Origin of the sequence: Micromonospora lutea, from assembly GCF_016863535.1 — a bacterium.
GTDB lineage: Bacteria > Actinomycetota > Actinomycetes > Mycobacteriales > Micromonosporaceae > Micromonospora > Micromonospora lutea.
The window spans coordinates 182,503-196,963 of the sequence record NZ_BOPB01000001.1 but is presented as its reverse complement, the minus strand read 5'-3'; the positions used below and the strand labels follow the sequence as shown (position 1 = coordinate 196,963).

Genomic DNA, 14,461 nt, shown 5'->3' with positions numbered 1-14,461 from the left:
CCTTTTAATACACGAGGCGTTAACAAGGGTGCCCTTCCTTGCACCTCAGCGGAGGGTTTCGGCGGCGACGGCGCAGACGGCTGCGGTCAGCGCGGTCAGCACCTGTGATTCGAGCCGCCAGTGCTGCCAGTACAGCGGGACATCCAGCACCCGGCCGGGGGCGATGTCCACGCAGCGACCGGCGGCCACGTCGGCGTCGGCGATCGACTCCGCCACCAGCCCCCACCCGAGCCCCAGTCGGATCGATTCGTTGAAGGCGGGCACCGACGGCACGTAGTGCACGGGCGGGTCGAGGCTCCGCCCGGTGACCGTACGCAGGAAGCGGTGCTGGATGCGGTCCTTGCGGTCGAAAACCACCACCGGTGCGAGGGCGGCCGTCTGCCGGGTCAGCCCCTCGGGGAACCACCGGTCCATCAGCGCGGGCGCGGCCAGTGCCCGGTAGCGCATCGCGCCGAGTCGGCGTACCCGGCAGCCCTGCACCGCCTCGCGTTGGGCGGTCACTGCGGCTGTCACGGTGCCGGCGCGTAGCAGCTCGGCGGTGTGGTCCTGGTCGTCCTGCCGGATGTCGAAGGAGAGTTCCGGCTGCTCGGGCAGGCGGGCCAGGGCGGCCGGGAACCAGGTGGCGAGCGAGTCGGCGTTGGCCACGATCGCGACCCGGGTGCGGCCCCGGTCGCCGCCGAGCGGCCCGCGGGCGTCGGCCAGTGCCTCCCGCTCAAGCAGCGTGAGCTGACCGGCCAGGCGCAGCAGCGGACGGCCGGCCTCGGTGGCGTCACACGGCCGGTGGCGTCGCACGAGCACCTGCCCGACGGACTCCTCCAGAGCCTTGATCCGTTGGCTCACCGCCGACGGGGTCACGTGCAGCACCCGGGCCGCCGATTCGAAGCTGCCCTCCGTGACGACGGCCGCGAGCGTACGAAGCTGAGTCGAGTCGAGGCCGCTCATGCAGATGAGCTTAACCAGACCAAGAATCTTTAGCTGGACTCATCCGCGCAGGCGCTCCTACCGTCGGTACGTGCTCACCTCTGTCTTTGCCGGCTTCTCCCTGGCTATCGCACTCATCGTCGCCATCGGCGCCCAGAACGCCTTCGTACTGCGCCAGGGTCTGCGCCGGGAACACGTGGTGCCGGTGGTGCTGATCTGCGCACTCTCCGACGCGCTGCTGATCGGCGTGGGCATCGCCGGGGTGGGTTCGGTGGTGGCGGGACGACCGGTCCTGCTCACCGCGATCCGCTGGGGCGGGGCGGCGTTCCTCCTCGGGTACGCGGCCCTCGCCGCCCGCCGTGCGTTCCGTCCCGCCGCGCTCACGCCGGCCGACCGACCGCCGGCCCGGCTCGGCCCGACGTTGCTGGCCTGCCTCGCCTTCACCTACCTCAATCCGCACGTCTACCTCGACACGGTGCTGCTGCTCGGCGGCATCGCCCAGCAGCACCCGCACCGTTGGCTGTTCGGTGTCGGCGCGGCGGCGGCCAGCGTGCTGTGGTTCACCGCGCTCGGTGCGGGCGCGTACCAGCTCGCTCCTCTGCTCGCGCGTCGGCGGGTCTGGCAGGTGCTCGACGGCGTGATCGCGGTGGTGATGGTCGCAGTGGCCGTGGCCCTGGTGCTGGGCTGAGAGCGACCGGTAATAGGGCGGTGGAGGCGAGGCGGGTCCTGGCCGAGGGTGGCAAGGCGGAGGAGGAGGCCATGCCGGTGTTGCATGGCCGACGACGACAACGCCGCCAGCCGAAGCGCCAGGGCGTGCCGCAGCCCCGCCAGCCCTATTGCCGGTCGCTCTAAGTCATGATGGCCGGGTGCGGTTCCTCGATGGCGCGACTCCCGGATACGACCTGACCTACAACGACGTCTTCATGGCCCCGGTGCGCTCGGAGGTGGGTTCGCGGCTCGACGTGGATCTGGCCACCGGCGATGGCACCGGCACCACCATCCCCCTGGTGGTGGCGAACATGACCGCGGTCGCCGGCCGGCGGATGGCCGAGACGGTGGCCCGACGCGGCGGGATCGCGGTGATCCCGCAGGACATCCCGATCGACGTGGTGGCGGAGGTGGTCGCCTGGGTCAAGCAGCGGCACCTGGTGCACGACACGGCGATCGCGCTGGGCCCCAACGACACCGTCGGTGACGCGATCCACCTGTTGCCCAAGCGGGCGTACGGTGCGGTGATCGTGATCGACGACGATGGCCGGCCGATGGGCGTGGTGACCGAGGCGGACACGGTCAGCGTGGACCGTTTCACCCAGTTACGGCACGTGATGTCGACGGAGTTGCACACCGTGCCCGTCGACGCGGATCCGCGTACCGGCTTCGACCGGTTGTCGGCCGGCCGGCGGCGACTTGCGCCGGTGGTCGACGACGCGGGCCGGCTGGTCGGTGTGCTCACCCGTCCCGGGGCGCTGCGGGCGACGCTCTACAAGCCGGCGGTGGACGACCACGGTCGACTGCGGATCGCGGCGGCGGTGGGCATCAACGGTGACGTGGCGGGCAAGGCGAAGGCGCTGCTGGAGGCCGGGGTGGACACCCTGGTCGTGGATACCGCGCACGGCCACCAGGAGCGGATGATCTCGGCCCTGCGGACGGTACGCGGCCTCGACCCGGCGGTGCCGGTGGCGGCCGGCAACGTGGTCACCGCCGACGGGGTACGCGATCTGGTCGACGCGGGTGCCGACATCGTCAAGGTCGGGGTCGGTCCGGGCGCGATGTGCACCACCCGGATGATGACCGGGGTCGGTCGGCCGCAGTTCTCGGCGGTGCTGGACTGCGCGACGGCCGCCCGGGACCTGGGTCGCCACGTCTGGGCGGACGGCGGGGTGCGACACCCTCGGGACGTGGCGCTGGCGTTGGCGGCCGGGGCGTCGAACGTGATGATCGGCTCCTGGTTCGCCGGCACCTACGAGTCCCCCGGTGACCTCTACACCGACGAGGACGGTCGGCGTTACAAGGAGAGCTTCGGCATGGCCTCGGCGCGGGCGGTCAGCGCGCGTACCGGTGACGACAGCCCCTACGACCGCGCCCGCAAGGCGATCTTCGAGGAGGGCATCTCGACGGCCCGGATGTATCTGGATCCGACCCGGCCCGGCGTGGAGGACCTGATCGACGAGATCATCTCGGGGGTGCGTAGCGCGTTCACCTACGCCGGTGCCCGCACCCTGGCCGAGTTCCACGAGCGGGTGCTGGTGGGCGTGCAGAGCACCGCCGGCTACACCGAGGGAATGCCCCTGCCGACCAGCTGGTGAAACGCTCTTCGACGTCGGGTCATCGCGGTTCAGGTGTAGAGGTGCCGGATCACCGACCGGGCGACCACGGCCGGGTCGTCGCCCAGCCCGGCGGGGAGTGCGCCGGCCAGCCAGAGAGTCGCGAAGCCGTGGACGATCGACCAGGCGGCCAGCACCTCTGCCTGCTGCTCGGCGAGGTCGTCGTCCCCGGCCCGCCCGTCGGCGGCTGGTCTGGTGCGGGTGGACGGGTGCGCCAGCCCGGCGCGCAGGACGGCTCCGGAGCGTTCCCGGGCGGCCCGCACCTCGGCGTCGTCGGCCCGGTAAAGCTCGGGGTGGAACATCACCTCGAAGTGCGCGCGGTGCCGGACGGCGAAGTCGACGTACGCCATGCCGAGCTCCAGCATCTCGTCGCCGGCGTCGGTGAGTGCTTCGGCGAGGGTGTCGAAGCCCTGTGCCGCGATCGCGGTGAACAGGCCGGCGCGGTCGCCGAAGTGGTGTGCCGGCGCGGCGTGCGAGACACCGGCCCGGCGGGCCAGATCGCGCAGGCTCAGCGCCGCCGGCCCTGACTCCTCGATCGCCTGCACAGCGGCGCTGAGCAGGGCTCGGCGCAGGTCGCCGTGGTGATAGCCGCGGGTGTCGCTCATCACCCAATCCTATCTTGTCATTGACAAGATGCACGCTCGGCGGCAATCTTGGCAGCGACAAGATCTGCGATTCGAGGGAGGTATCGATGGCTCCGCTGATCGCCCTGATCACCGGCACCGCGCTGGCCCGGCTCGTCGGCCTGGCCGGGCTCTCCGCGCTGGACGGATGGCATCCGGCACTGCGCGTCGGGCTGGCGCTCATGTTCGTCATCACCGGGATCGTGCACTTCGTCGGCGTTCGTCGACGGGACCTGATCGCCATGGTCCCGCCCCGGCTGCCCCGGCCGGATCTGCTGGTCACGGTGACCGGGGTGCTGGAACTCGTGGGCGCGGTCGGTCTGCTCGTGCCGGCCACCGCCCGCTGGGCCGCCGCCGGGCTGGTCCTGCTGATGCTGGCCATGTTCCCGGCGAACGTCTCCGCCGCCCGCCGCAGGCTCACGCTGGCCGGACGACCGGTGACCCCACTCGGCATCCGTACCGTGCTGCAACTGGTGTTTGTCGCCGCCGCCGTCGCGGTCGCGGTCGGACCATGACCCATCCCGGATCAGGTCCGACCGCGCCACGACACCGCGTCAACCAGCCGGCAGCAGGCTCCCGGAGCGGGTGGCCACCACCGCACTGACCAGCCCGATCGCCTCGGCGGCCGGCTGCGGCTCCAGCGACCTCCCGTCCCGCAGCCGCAACGCCACCCGACCGTCGGCCGCCTCCCGAGCACCCACCACGGCGGCGTACGGGATCCGGCGGCGGGCCGCGTCCCGGACCCGGGCACCGAGCGAGCCGGCGTGGTCGACCTCGACCCGCAGGCCTGCCTCGGCGGCCCGGCGGGCCAGGTCGACCGCCGCGTCGGCCTGGTCGTCGCCGACCGGCAGGACGACCAGGTGCACGGGGGCGTACCAGGGCGGGAAGGCACCTCCGTGCACCTCGATCAGGTACGCGAAGAGTCGTTCCATGCTGCCGGCCAGGCTGCGGTGCACCATCACCGGACGACGTCGCTCCCCGTCGGCGTCGGTGTACGACAGATCGAACCGCTCCGGCTTGTCGAAATCGAGCTGGACGGTGGAGAGGGTGTACTCGCGTTCGGCCGCGTCCCGCACCTGAACATCGATCTTCGGGCCGTAGAAGGCCGCCTCACCCGGCGCCTCGCGGTACGGCACCCCGTCGAGGGCGGCGCGGAGCAGATCCTCGGCCCGCGCCCACTGCGCGTCGTCGCCGACGTACTTCTCCCCCGGCCCGCGCAGCGACAGCCGTACGCCCGCCGGTCGCACGCCCAGCGCCGCGTGCGCGGCCCGGATCAGCCGCAGGATCTCCGCCACCTCCTGGCCGACCTGTTCCAGGGTGCAGAAGTTGTGCGCGTCGTTGAGGGTGATGGCGCGGACCCGGGAAAGTCCGCCGACCACCCCCGAGCGTTCCGCCCGGTACATCCCCCCGATCTCCGAGATCCGCAGCGGCAACTCCCGGTAGGAGCGCCCCCGGGAGCGGTAGACCAGGGCGTGGTGTGGGCAGAGCGCCGGACGCAGCATCAGTTCGTCGTCGCCCTCACCCAGCCGCATCGGCGGGAACATCTCCGCGGCGAAGTAGCCGAGATGCCCGGAGACCTCGAACAGCTCCCGTCGCCCCATCGGTGGGGTGTACACCTGCTGGTAGCCGGCCCGGCGTTCCAGGTCACGCAGGTACTCCTCGACGGCGTGCCGGGCGGCGGCACCGGCCGGCAGCCAGATCGGCAGGCCGGCACCGGAGAGCGGATCGGTGGCGAACAGGTCCAGGTCCCGGCCCAGCCGGCGGTGATCGATCATGTCAGGCTCCTTGGCGGCACGCCCCGACACGACCGGACCCAGGATGCGCAAGTGCCCCGGGCGGATCGCCCAGGGCACTCGGTAGACGAAGACGTCAGTGCGGCGCGCCAGGCTTCCCCGGCGTCGTCGTCAGCACCGCACTGCACATACGCGAAGGGTACGCCCGCCTGGCGCAGCACCGCACGTGGATTTGGACCGGGCCGCTGGCACGGGACCTGCCAGCGGCCCGGCGGCGGCCCGGGCATCAGGAACGGGGGACCCGACGCTCGTCGGGCCGCGCGTCGACAACGGTACGCCGCCGGAGGACTTTTCGGCGACCGTGTCCCGCCGTCAATCCACGTCGATATGATGCGGTCAACCGGCAAACTCCGGTGCGGCACCGCCGCACGGACGAGGTGTCACTGGTCACGGTAGGCCAGGGTCGGTCGCGTGTGACGCCGGACACCGCGTCAGGCTCGGTACGTTCCGTTCGGAAATTTCCGCGAGGTGGCCCGGTGCCTGACCTACTCACCCAACTGGCATCGCCCGACCTGGCATACCTCGCGCTCTTCACCCTGCTGGCCGTGGACGCCTTCGTACCCGTGGTGCCCACTCAACTGCTGATGCTCACCGGCGGCGCACTCACCGTGTACGGCGCGCTGAACCTGCCGACGATCGTCGCTGTCGGCGCGCTCGGCGTACTCGTCGGGGATCTGGCCTGTTACCTGCTCGGCCGGTGCGCGTCGGGACGCCGGCCACCGCAGCCGGTGGGCACGGGACGCGCCCGGCGGATGGCCGCCCGCCTCACCCGGGGCCTGCGCCGTCCCGGACCGATGATGATCCTGCTCTGCCGGTTCGTGCCCGGCGGCCGGATGGCCGCCTGTTTCGCCGCCGGCCGCAGCCGGTACCCGGTCCGGCTCTTCCTGCCGTGTGCCGGCATCGCGGCTGCCGGCTGGGCATCGTACGGCGGGCTGCTGGGGCACCTGGGCGGCGCGGCGTTGACCGGGTCCACCTGGCGGATGGTGATCGTCGCGGCGACGGCCGCCGCCGCTTTCGCGCTCACCGGGTGGGCGTTGGCGTCCGTCACCGCACGCCTGAACCCGGCACCGGCCGAGGTTCCCGGCGACTGATCATCGAACCCCTGGGTCGGGCAACCCGGGGGAAATGCCGGAGTGCCTGTCGGGGTGGTCCCCGGGTCGGATTTCGGTGCTCGTCCCGGATCCGCCTGAGGTGCCCGCGACGGCAGGCTGAGGCATGCCTGGAATCCGGAACAACGGTGCACTGGCCCTCGGTGGGATCGTCCTCGCGGCGGTGCTCACCATCATCGGTCATGCCGGTGTCAGCGACCTCGACCCGGTCAGCCTGACCGTCAGCGACTACGCCGTCTCCGACTCCGGTGAGGTCATCCACGTGGCGATGCTGCTGCTCGCCGCCGCCTCCGCCGTGCTCATCCCGGCACTCGGTCGGCTGGACCACCTTCAGCGGGGTCACCCCGCAGGCAGGCCCGCCCTGTCCGGGCGTGGTGGTCGGGCAGCCCAGTGGCTGTTGGCGGTCTGGGCAGGCGGGCTGCTGGTCTCGGGCCTGGTGCCGACCAACCCGCCCGGCACCGACATGGGTACGGCCGCCTACGTGCACCGGTACGCCTCGGTGGTCGCCTTCCTGGCGCTGCCGATCGCTGGCTGGTTGCTCGCCGGCCGGCTTCCCGCCGGTGCCCGTACCGGGCTCTGGTTGCGCGCCCTGACCGTGGCCAGCCTGCTGTTGGCCGTCACCATGGCCTGGTCCGCCTACCCCGGTGACCGCGCCTACTACGGACTGATCGAACGGGCCCTCATCCTCGCCGAGGTGGCCCTGCTCACCGTCGTCGCCGCCTACTCCAACTCGTGGAGCATCAGCTGGCGGGCCGCCTCGGTGACCGAGCCGGAGAGACTGGGGTAGATGGTGATGGTCTGGGCCAGTTCGTTGACGGTGAGGTTGTTCTCCACCGCCATCGTGATCGGCAGGATCAGTTCGCTGGCCTTCGGCGCCACCACCACTCCACCGATCACCTGGCCGCTGGCCGGCCGGCAGAACAGCTTGACGAAACCGTCCGCTATCTCGACCATCTTCGCGCGGGCGTTGCCGCCCAGCGGCAGCATCACCTGACGCGCCGGCACCTTGCCGGCGTCCACCTCGTCCTGCGACACCCCGACCGTGGCCAGTTCCGGGTCGGTGAAGACGTTCGCGGAGACGGTACGCAGCCGCAGCGGCCGAACCGCCTCACCGAGCGCGTGCCACATGGCGATCCGCCCCTGCATCGCGGCGACACTGGCCAGCGGCAGCACGCCGGTGCAGTCACCGGCCGCGTAGATGCCGGGGACGTTGGTCCGCGAGACCCGGTCCACCGTCACGTAGCCGCCCCGGGCAAGTGCGACGCCGTACTCGGCCAGGCCCAGCTCGGCGGTGTTGGGGATCGAACCGACGGCGATCAGGGCGTGGGACCCGGCCACCGTACGACCGTCGGAGAGCTCGACCTCGACGCCGTCGCCGGTACGGCGGACGCTCTCGGCACGGGAGTTGTTCAGAATGCTCATGCCGCGGGTCCGGAAGACCCGCTCGATCGCCTGGGCGGCGTCAGCGTCCTCGTGCGGCATCACCCGGTCGCGGCTGGAGACCAGGGTCACCTCGACGCCCATCGCGAGGTAGGCGCTGGCGAACTCGGCACCGGTCACGCCGGAACCGACCACGATCAGGTGCTCCGGCAGCTCGGGCAGGTCGTAGACCTGTCGCCAGGTCAGAATGCGCTCGCCATCGGGCAGCGCGGTGGGCAGCTGGCGGGGCGTGGCACCGGTGGCGATCAACACCGTCGAGGCGTCGATGGCGTACGCGGCCTCCTCACCGTCCGGCGTGACGATCACCCGGTGGGTGTGACCGAGGGTGTCCTCGCCAAGCCGGGCGCGCCCGGACACGAAGGTGACGCCGGCCTTGACCAGCTTCGAGTGGATGTCGCCGGACTGCGCCAGGGCGAGCCGCTTGACCCGGTCGTTGACCCCCCGCGCGTCGACGGTGACCGCGTCCAGCCCGTCGGAGTGCACCCCGAACACCTCGGTGTCCCGGTAGCCGGTCACCACCTCCGAGCTGGCGATGAACGTCTTCGACGGCACGCAGTCGGACAGCACGCAGGCACCCCCCGCGCCCTCGGCCTCCACGACCGTGACGTCGGCGTCCAGTTGCGCCGCCACCAGTGCCGCCTCGTAGCCCGCCGGCCCCCCGCCGATGATCACGATCCGGCTCACCACGACCGCCTTTCCTCCATGCTCTCAGTGACTTTCTTCTCCCCGACGCGTCCGACACGCACTGTCGTATTCTCCCCCACGCGCCGGCCGGGCTATCGTCATCGCCGTGCGTCATTACGCCGCCTACGGCTCGAACCTGGACCCTGCTCGGATGCGCGCCTACTGCCCGCATTCGCCGATGGTGGGCATCGGCTGGCTGGAGGGCTGGCGCCTGACCTTCGCCGGTGAGGACGTCATCGGCTGGGAAGGCGCGGTCAGCACGGTGGTCGAGTCGCCCGGCGACCGGGTCTTCGTGGCGCTCTACGACATCCATCCGTACGACGCCGCCCAGTTGGACGAGATCGAGGGCGTCACCTCCGGCACATACCGGAAGCTGACCGTCCGCGTCTCGACGCTGGACGGGGACGTGACGGCCTGGGTCTACGTCTTCGACGGCTACGAGGGCGGGCTGCCCACATCCTGGTACCTCTCGGAGATCGCGAACGCCGCCGAGAAGGCCGGCGCGCCGGACGACTACGTCATCGAGCTGCGGTCCCGGCCCACCGGCACCGCTTCGGCGTAGCGCGTCACCCACCGCTCCAGTCTGCTACCGGTCATCGTGGCGTCGAGCGCCGCCCCCGGGCTCCGGGGAGGATCGTCCCAGGATGGGCTGGTTCTCAGCGCTGTGCGTGGTTCCGTGCCACGGTCAGCAGCTCGACCAGTTCCGCACCGTCGACCGGACCCAGCGCCGTGAAGGCGGGCGCGACGAGCCGGTCGGTCAGCGCCTCGGCCCACAGTCGCCGCCGCACCAGGGGTCCGACCGGCGGATACGGTGGCGGCCAGCCGCAGGCCATCGCGCCGCTGGCTCCCTCGGGCCCGGCCAGCACCGCCTCCAGTGGCGTCATTCCACTGGCGCGTACGGCCACCAGGTGCGCACCGGTGAAGTGTTCCCGTAGCACGCGTAGGCCGGCGGCGACCCGGGCACCCGAAGTCGACGCGTCCACCGGCATGGCCCGCCATGCCGCGAACAGTGGCATGGCGCTGGCGTCGGCCGCTGCCACTGCCCGTTCCACCAGCGCCGCGAGCTGGTCGACACGGGGCAGGTCACCCAGCGTTTCCTCGCCCCACCGGCAGCACTCCGCGAGGCTTGCGGCGGCCACCTCGCACGGCCGGACCACGCGGGCGGCGGCGTCCCAGCCGTCGGCCACGGCGTCGGGGGCGATGAAGCCGAGCGCCGCGGTCACGGTCTCGGCCCGTACGTCACCCAGCGCGCCGGCTCGGCTGCTCACGTAGAAGGCCCACCCGGAGATGCCGAGCAGCCGCGCCCGACGCAGCGTGGTGGGACACCGCGTGTACGCCTCGCCGAGGGCGAGCACAGCCGGTTTGCTCGCCGTCGCGATCTGCTCCGGCGTCATCCCGCCCCACCCGAAGGTCCGTCCATGAGGGACCAGTTTGCCGGTCAATCATCGGCGTCGACATCCCCCTCCTCGGCGTCCAACGCCTCCATGGCGGCCTCGACTTCGCCGGCTCGTCGCCGGGCGCTGGTCAGCGCCCGTTCGGCGGCCCGGCGGGCCAGCCGGGATCGGCTGAGTTCCTGCTCGGCCACGGCGCGGCGGCGTTCCAGTTCGGCCAGCTCCGCCTCGACGGCGTCCAGCGTGGCGGTACCGTCGCGTTCGACCTCCACCGCGCCGGCCAGATCCACCTCGGCCCGTTCCTGGTCGGTACGTGCCCGCTCCAGTTCCTTCTCCAACGCCCTACGACGGCGGGTCCGTTCGGCGCGGGCGGCCCGCTGCGCCTGTTCGGCCCGCAACGCGCTCCGGTCCGCTGGACGCTGCCGGACCGGCGCGGCGGGCGGCGGTTCCTCCCCGCCGGTCACCAGACGCAACTGCGGCCGGGGCACCTCGCCGAACCCCGCGTAGTGGGCTGGCCTCAGCAGTCGACCGGACCGCACCTGCTCGGCCACCGCGACGTCGGAGAGCGCGGCATTGAGGGTCGCCTCGACCTCGGCCAGCGGCAACTTCCCGCCCGACGGGGCGCCCTCGACGCTGGTGGCGAGCCGGCGTACCTCGGCGACCAGCGCGCCGACCACCGCCCGTCGCTGCGCGGACAGTTCCCGCAGTCGCGGGCCGCGCAGCTCGCGCTGAGCCTCCCGCAACGCCTCGGCCAGCTGCGCCAGCTCGGACACCAGCTCTGGTTTCTCCAGCGCGAGCAGGTTGACCAGCCAGGCCGCCACGGTGGGCCGACGCAGCCGGGCGATCTCCCGGGCGGTACGTGGATCACCCGCCCGGCGGGCCTGCGCGGCGGCTTTGTCCCGGGCGGCGACGAACCGGTCCGGCGGCGTGCGGTAGAGCTGCTCGACGAGGTCGGTCGGCGGGTCGGACATCGGCTCAGCCGTCAATCCGCGTGCCTGGCTCCAACCGCTGGTACTCGCTGCCGGACAGCGCCGTGTACTGCCGGTCGAGCACCGCGTAGCCGTTGTCGTTCAGCAGGGCGTCGTGCAGCGCGAAGACCCGACGTGGTGCCACCGCCCGAATGAAGTCGACCACCTCGGAGAACTTCGACCAGGGGGCGTGTATCGGCGCGAAGAGGGTGTCGACCTGGACGTCCTCCGGCACGAACAGGGCGTCACCGGGATGGTAGACGACCTCGTTGATCACGTAGCCGAGGTTGTCGATCACCGGGATGTCGGGATGGATCACCGCGTGTCGGCCGCCGTGGGCGCGTACCGGGATCCCAGCGGCGGTGAACGACTCCCCGGGGGTCACCGGACGCAGCGCGTCGGCCGCGTCGCCGAGTGCGCCGGCCAGCGACGCGGGACCGTGGATGACGAACGGACGTCGCGCCAACTGCCGGTTCACCGCCGCCAGGTCGAGATGATCCGGGTGTTCGTGGGTGATCAGCACGGCATCGGCCCCGTCCAGCGCCACCGCCGGATCACTGAACATCCCTGGGTCGATGACCAGCACTCCCCCGTCGTGCTCGACCCGCAGGCACGAGTGGGCGTACTTGGTGAGCCGCATCGTGATGCCTCCCATATCGATTCGTGACGTCCTGAGCGCAGTCTGCCGGAACCTGTGCGGTGGTGTGTGGCGTCCGAGCCATTGCCCGCTCGGGGCAGGAGGAAGGGGAACGGGGATGGAAATGGGGAGAGTCCGCCGTCACGGAACCACGGCGGTGGCGGCACTGGCCGCGTTGCTGATCCTCGCCGGCTGCGGCAGCGGCGGCAGCGACGGCGGGTCCGCCGACACCGCGGCAGAGGCACCCGCGATGGCCCCGGAAGGCGGCAACGCCCGGGCCGACGCGCAGCAGGGCGGCGACGCGCAGGGCGGGACCGGCGCGGCTGCGGACACCCGGGTAGACCAGCGGGCCATCATCTACACCGGATCGATCCGGGTACAGGTGGACGATGTGGACCTCGCGGCCCGGGACGCCGCCGCCGCGGCCACCCGGGCCGGCGGCTTCGTCGGCGGGGACCAACGCCGCAGTTCCGACGCCGACGCGGTGGCCGATCTCGAACTGCGGGTGCCGGCGCAGCGGTTCTACGCGGTCGTGGAGGAGCTTGCCGGCCTCGGTCGCCAGGAACGGCGGGAGATCGGCACGCAGGACGTCACCGAGGAGACCATCGACCTCGACGCCCGGATCGCCAGCCAGCGGGCCCGGGTGGAGAGTGCGCGGCGGCTGCTCGCCCAGGCCGACTCGATCAGTGATCTGGTGAGCATCGAGAACGAACTGGCCCGGCGGGAGGCCGACCTCGCCTCGCTGGAGGCGAAGAAGCGGCGGCTGGCCGACCTGACCGCGTTGTCCACCATCACGGTCACCCTGGTGGGACCGGGAGTCACCATCGCCGACGAGGAGAACCAGATCGGTTTCCTGGTGGGGCTCAAGGGCGGCTGGAAGGTCTTCCTGGCCTCGATGACCGTCCTGCTCACCGTGCTCGGGGCGATCCTGCCGTGGCTGCTGGTCTTCGGCGTACCGGCGGGTGCGCTGTGGTGGCTGGTCCGCCGGCGCCGCCGGAACCGACCGACGGTGCCGGCCCTGACCACGCCGGTCGGCGCGCCGCCACCGCCGGGTGTCAGCGTGCCGCCGCCAGTGCCTGGAGCGCGGTCTGCACCATGAGTCGTACGCCCACCGGGATGGCTCGTTCGTCCACATCGAACGACGCCCGGTGCAGGTCGACGTTCGGCCCGGAGCGGCCGACCCCGAGCCGGGCGAGGGCACCGGGGACGTACTCCAGATACCAGGAGAAGTCCTCGCCTCCCATGCTCTGCGGGGTCTCCGCCACACCCTCCGGGCCGAGCGCGGCGGCGGTGGCCGCGTTCAACACCCCGATGGCCCGCGCGTCGTTGCAGACCGGCGGACGACCGCGCAGGTATTCCAGGTCGACGGTGGCTCCAGTCGGTGCGATGACATCCCGGACCACCTGCGACACGATCTTCGGGGCCAGTTCCCAGGCGTCACGGTCCATCACCCGCAGGGTGCCGGAGGCGGACGCCTCGGACGGGATGACGTTGTACCGGGTGCCCGCCGAGGCGTGCCCGAAGACCAGCAGCAGTCCACTGCTCGCCGGCACCCGACGGCTGACCATGGTCGGAACCTCGGTGATCAGCCGGCCGAGCGCGTCGACCAGGTCCACGGTCAGGTGCGGGCGGGCGGTGTGACCGCCCGGCCCGGTGAGCCGGACGGTGACGTTGTCGGCGGCGGCGGTGATCGGACCGACCCGCAGGCCCACCTGACCGACGGGCAGGTTCGGGTCGCAGTGCAGCGCGAAGATCTGCACCACGTCGTCGAGGCCGCCGGCCTCGATCACCTCAAGCGAGCCGCAGGGCAGGATCTCCTCGGCGGGCTGAAAGATCAGCCGGACCCGGCCGGGCAGCTCGCCCAGGTCGGCCAGCTGCGCGAGCAGCATGCCGACGCCCAACATGATCGTGGTGTGCACGTCGTGACCACAGGCGTGGCAGACCCCGTCGACCGTGGAGCGGTACGGCACGTCCTTGACGTCGGTCAGCGGCAGCGCGTCGATGTCGGCACGCAGCGCGATCACGGGACCGTCCGGGCGGCCGTTGATGTCGCAGATCACCCCGTTGCCCTTGGGCAGCAGTCGGGGCTGCAACCCGGCCAGGGAGAGTTCCCGGGCGACCAGGGCGGCGGTCTCGAACTCCGCGCCGGACAGTTCGGGGTGCGAGTGAAGGTGACGGCGCGTGGCGATCAAGCCCGGTACCCGGAGGGCGAGCAGGTGATCCAGCTCGAAGGGCAGGGGCTGGGTTCCGGTCGGCAGCTCCGGCCAGGACGGCGCCGTTTGGTGACCGGACGGCATGGTCAACGCACTCGTCACGTCGAATTCTCTTCGATCACTAGAAATGGATGGATCATCGGGAACAGCAGACAGCGTAGACCCACGACGGTAACTCTGCGCAACCTCGTTCCAGTGATGATCAGACCGCACAGCGTCACGTATGCCCTGCTGAGAGCGTCCACAGGTGAGCGGGACAGCAGGTAGATCGCGGTCGAACGCCGTCATCCACTCCTCACCTCCTACAACGCGTAATCGCGCCCAAGGGGCCGAGAATCTTTCTCGGCACCATCGTTGT

General features: G+C 71.6%; 15 protein-coding genes. 7 read left to right on the top strand and 8 right to left on the bottom strand.

Going from position 1 to position 14,461, the window contains the following annotated elements; all coding sequences use genetic code 11:
* Positions 1-45 precede the first annotated feature (45 nt).
* Positions 46-942 carry a LysR family transcriptional regulator ArgP gene (locus tag Vlu01_RS00925; protein WP_203991074.1) on the bottom strand — a complete coding sequence of 299 codons (897 nt, stop codon included), beginning with the start codon at positions 940-942 and terminating at the stop codon, positions 46-48.
* A 70-nt stretch (positions 943-1,012) separates the two neighbouring features.
* Between Vlu01_RS00925 and Vlu01_RS00920 the strand changes: the two genes are divergently transcribed.
* Positions 1,013-1,609, top strand: a complete 597-nt coding sequence (locus Vlu01_RS00920; protein WP_203991071.1) for a LysE/ArgO family amino acid transporter — start codon at positions 1,013-1,015, stop codon at positions 1,607-1,609.
* 178 nt (positions 1,610-1,787) lie between these two features.
* Positions 1,788-3,227, top strand: a complete 1,440-nt coding sequence (locus Vlu01_RS00915; protein ID WP_203991067.1) for a GuaB1 family IMP dehydrogenase-related protein — start codon at positions 1,788-1,790, stop codon at positions 3,225-3,227.
* A gap of 29 nt (positions 3,228-3,256) precedes the next feature.
* On the opposite strand, the gene Vlu01_RS00910 is transcribed toward Vlu01_RS00915, so the two are convergent.
* Positions 3,257-3,850: a TetR/AcrR family transcriptional regulator gene (locus tag Vlu01_RS00910; RefSeq protein ID WP_203991064.1), complete on the bottom strand. Its 594-nt coding sequence runs from the start codon at positions 3,848-3,850 to the stop codon at positions 3,257-3,259.
* 86 nt (positions 3,851-3,936) lie between these two features.
* Between Vlu01_RS00910 and Vlu01_RS00905 the strand changes: the two genes are divergently transcribed.
* Positions 3,937-4,383 (top strand): DoxX family protein, encoded by a 447-nt coding sequence (locus tag Vlu01_RS00905; RefSeq protein WP_203991061.1) that lies wholly within the window; start codon positions 3,937-3,939, stop codon positions 4,381-4,383.
* A gap of 39 nt (positions 4,384-4,422) precedes the next feature.
* Here Vlu01_RS00905 and thrS read toward each other — a convergent pair whose 3' ends face one another.
* Positions 4,423-5,643 (bottom strand): threonine--tRNA ligase, encoded by a 1,221-nt coding sequence (thrS, locus tag Vlu01_RS00900; RefSeq protein ID WP_203991058.1) that lies wholly within the window; start codon positions 5,641-5,643, stop codon positions 4,423-4,425.
* A gap of 494 nt (positions 5,644-6,137) precedes the next feature.
* Here thrS and Vlu01_RS00895 point away from each other — a divergent pair, with 494 nt between their 5' ends.
* Together Vlu01_RS00895 and Vlu01_RS00890 are read left to right on the top strand one after the other, a co-directional pair.
* Complete coding sequence (locus Vlu01_RS00895; RefSeq protein ID WP_203991054.1) at positions 6,138-6,752, top strand: DedA family protein; 615 nt, start codon at positions 6,138-6,140, stop codon at positions 6,750-6,752.
* 124 nt (positions 6,753-6,876) lie between these two features.
* Positions 6,877-7,557 carry a DUF998 domain-containing protein gene (locus Vlu01_RS00890; protein ID WP_203991052.1) on the top strand — a complete coding sequence of 227 codons (681 nt, stop codon included), beginning with the start codon at positions 6,877-6,879 and terminating at the stop codon, positions 7,555-7,557.
* Here Vlu01_RS00890 and Vlu01_RS00885 read toward each other — a convergent pair.
* Positions 7,491-8,894, bottom strand: a complete 1,404-nt coding sequence (locus tag Vlu01_RS00885) for an NAD(P)H-quinone dehydrogenase (RefSeq protein ID WP_203991049.1) — start codon at positions 8,892-8,894, stop codon at positions 7,491-7,493. The genes Vlu01_RS00890 and Vlu01_RS00885 overlap by 67 nt on opposite strands.
* A gap of 106 nt (positions 8,895-9,000) precedes the next feature.
* On the opposite strand from Vlu01_RS00885, the gene Vlu01_RS00880 reads away from it, so the two are divergent.
* The gene (locus Vlu01_RS00880) at positions 9,001-9,456 is read left to right on the top strand and encodes a gamma-glutamylcyclotransferase (protein ID WP_093406228.1); all 456 of its coding nucleotides are present in this window, start codon (positions 9,001-9,003) and stop codon (positions 9,454-9,456) included.
* 94 nt (positions 9,457-9,550) lie between these two features.
* On the opposite strand, the gene Vlu01_RS00875 is transcribed toward Vlu01_RS00880, so the two are convergent.
* The 3 genes from Vlu01_RS00875 to Vlu01_RS00865 are packed head-to-tail and all read right to left on the bottom strand — an operon-like array spanning position 9,551 to position 11,893.
* Positions 9,551-10,288 carry an SCO6745 family protein gene (locus Vlu01_RS00875; RefSeq protein WP_203991046.1) on the bottom strand — a complete coding sequence of 246 codons (738 nt, stop codon included), beginning with the start codon at positions 10,286-10,288 and terminating at the stop codon, positions 9,551-9,553.
* A 44-nt stretch (positions 10,289-10,332) separates the two neighbouring features.
* Positions 10,333-11,256, bottom strand: coding sequence for a hypothetical protein (locus Vlu01_RS00870; RefSeq protein WP_203991043.1), 924 nt, complete (start codon positions 11,254-11,256; stop codon positions 10,333-10,335).
* 4 nt (positions 11,257-11,260) lie between these two features.
* Positions 11,261-11,893, bottom strand: coding sequence for an MBL fold metallo-hydrolase (locus tag Vlu01_RS00865; protein WP_203991040.1), 633 nt, complete (start codon positions 11,891-11,893; stop codon positions 11,261-11,263).
* Between the two features lie 115 nt (positions 11,894-12,008).
* Here Vlu01_RS00865 and Vlu01_RS00860 point away from each other — a divergent pair, with 115 nt between their 5' ends.
* Positions 12,009-12,989 (top strand): DUF4349 domain-containing protein, encoded by a 981-nt coding sequence (locus tag Vlu01_RS00860; protein WP_203991037.1) that lies wholly within the window; start codon positions 12,009-12,011, stop codon positions 12,987-12,989.
* Here the strand turns inward: Vlu01_RS00860 and Vlu01_RS00855 are convergent.
* The gene (locus tag Vlu01_RS00855) at positions 12,946-14,205 is read right to left on the bottom strand and encodes an amidohydrolase (protein ID WP_203991034.1); all 1,260 of its coding nucleotides are present in this window, start codon (positions 14,203-14,205) and stop codon (positions 12,946-12,948) included. The two genes, Vlu01_RS00860 and Vlu01_RS00855, sit on opposite strands and share 44 nt — an antisense overlap.
* Between the last annotated feature and the right edge of the window lie 256 nt (positions 14,206-14,461).

Coding starts and splice junctions, on each gene's coding strand:
- Vlu01_RS00925 (WP_203991074.1), bottom strand. CDS start 942: ATGAGCGGCCTCGACTCGACTCAGCTTCGTACGCTCGCGGCCGTCGTC.
- Vlu01_RS00910 (WP_203991064.1), bottom strand. CDS start 3,850: ATGAGCGACACCCGCGGCTATCACCACGGCGACCTGCGCCGAGCCCTG.
- Vlu01_RS00905 (WP_203991061.1), top strand. CDS start 3,937: ATGGCTCCGCTGATCGCCCTGATCACCGGCACCGCGCTGGCCCGGCTC.
- thrS (WP_203991058.1), bottom strand. CDS start 5,643: ATGATCGATCACCGCCGGCTGGGCCGGGACCTGGACCTGTTCGCCACC.
- Vlu01_RS00890 (WP_203991052.1), top strand. CDS start 6,877: ATGCCTGGAATCCGGAACAACGGTGCACTGGCCCTCGGTGGGATCGTC.
- Vlu01_RS00875 (WP_203991046.1), bottom strand. CDS start 10,288: ATGACGCCGGAGCAGATCGCGACGGCGAGCAAACCGGCTGTGCTCGCC.
- Vlu01_RS00870 (WP_203991043.1), bottom strand. CDS start 11,256: ATGTCCGACCCGCCGACCGACCTCGTCGAGCAGCTCTACCGCACGCCG.
- Vlu01_RS00865 (WP_203991040.1), bottom strand. CDS start 11,893: ATGCGGCTCACCAAGTACGCCCACTCGTGCCTGCGGGTCGAGCACGAC.
- Vlu01_RS00860 (WP_203991037.1), top strand. CDS start 12,009: ATGGAAATGGGGAGAGTCCGCCGTCACGGAACCACGGCGGTGGCGGCA.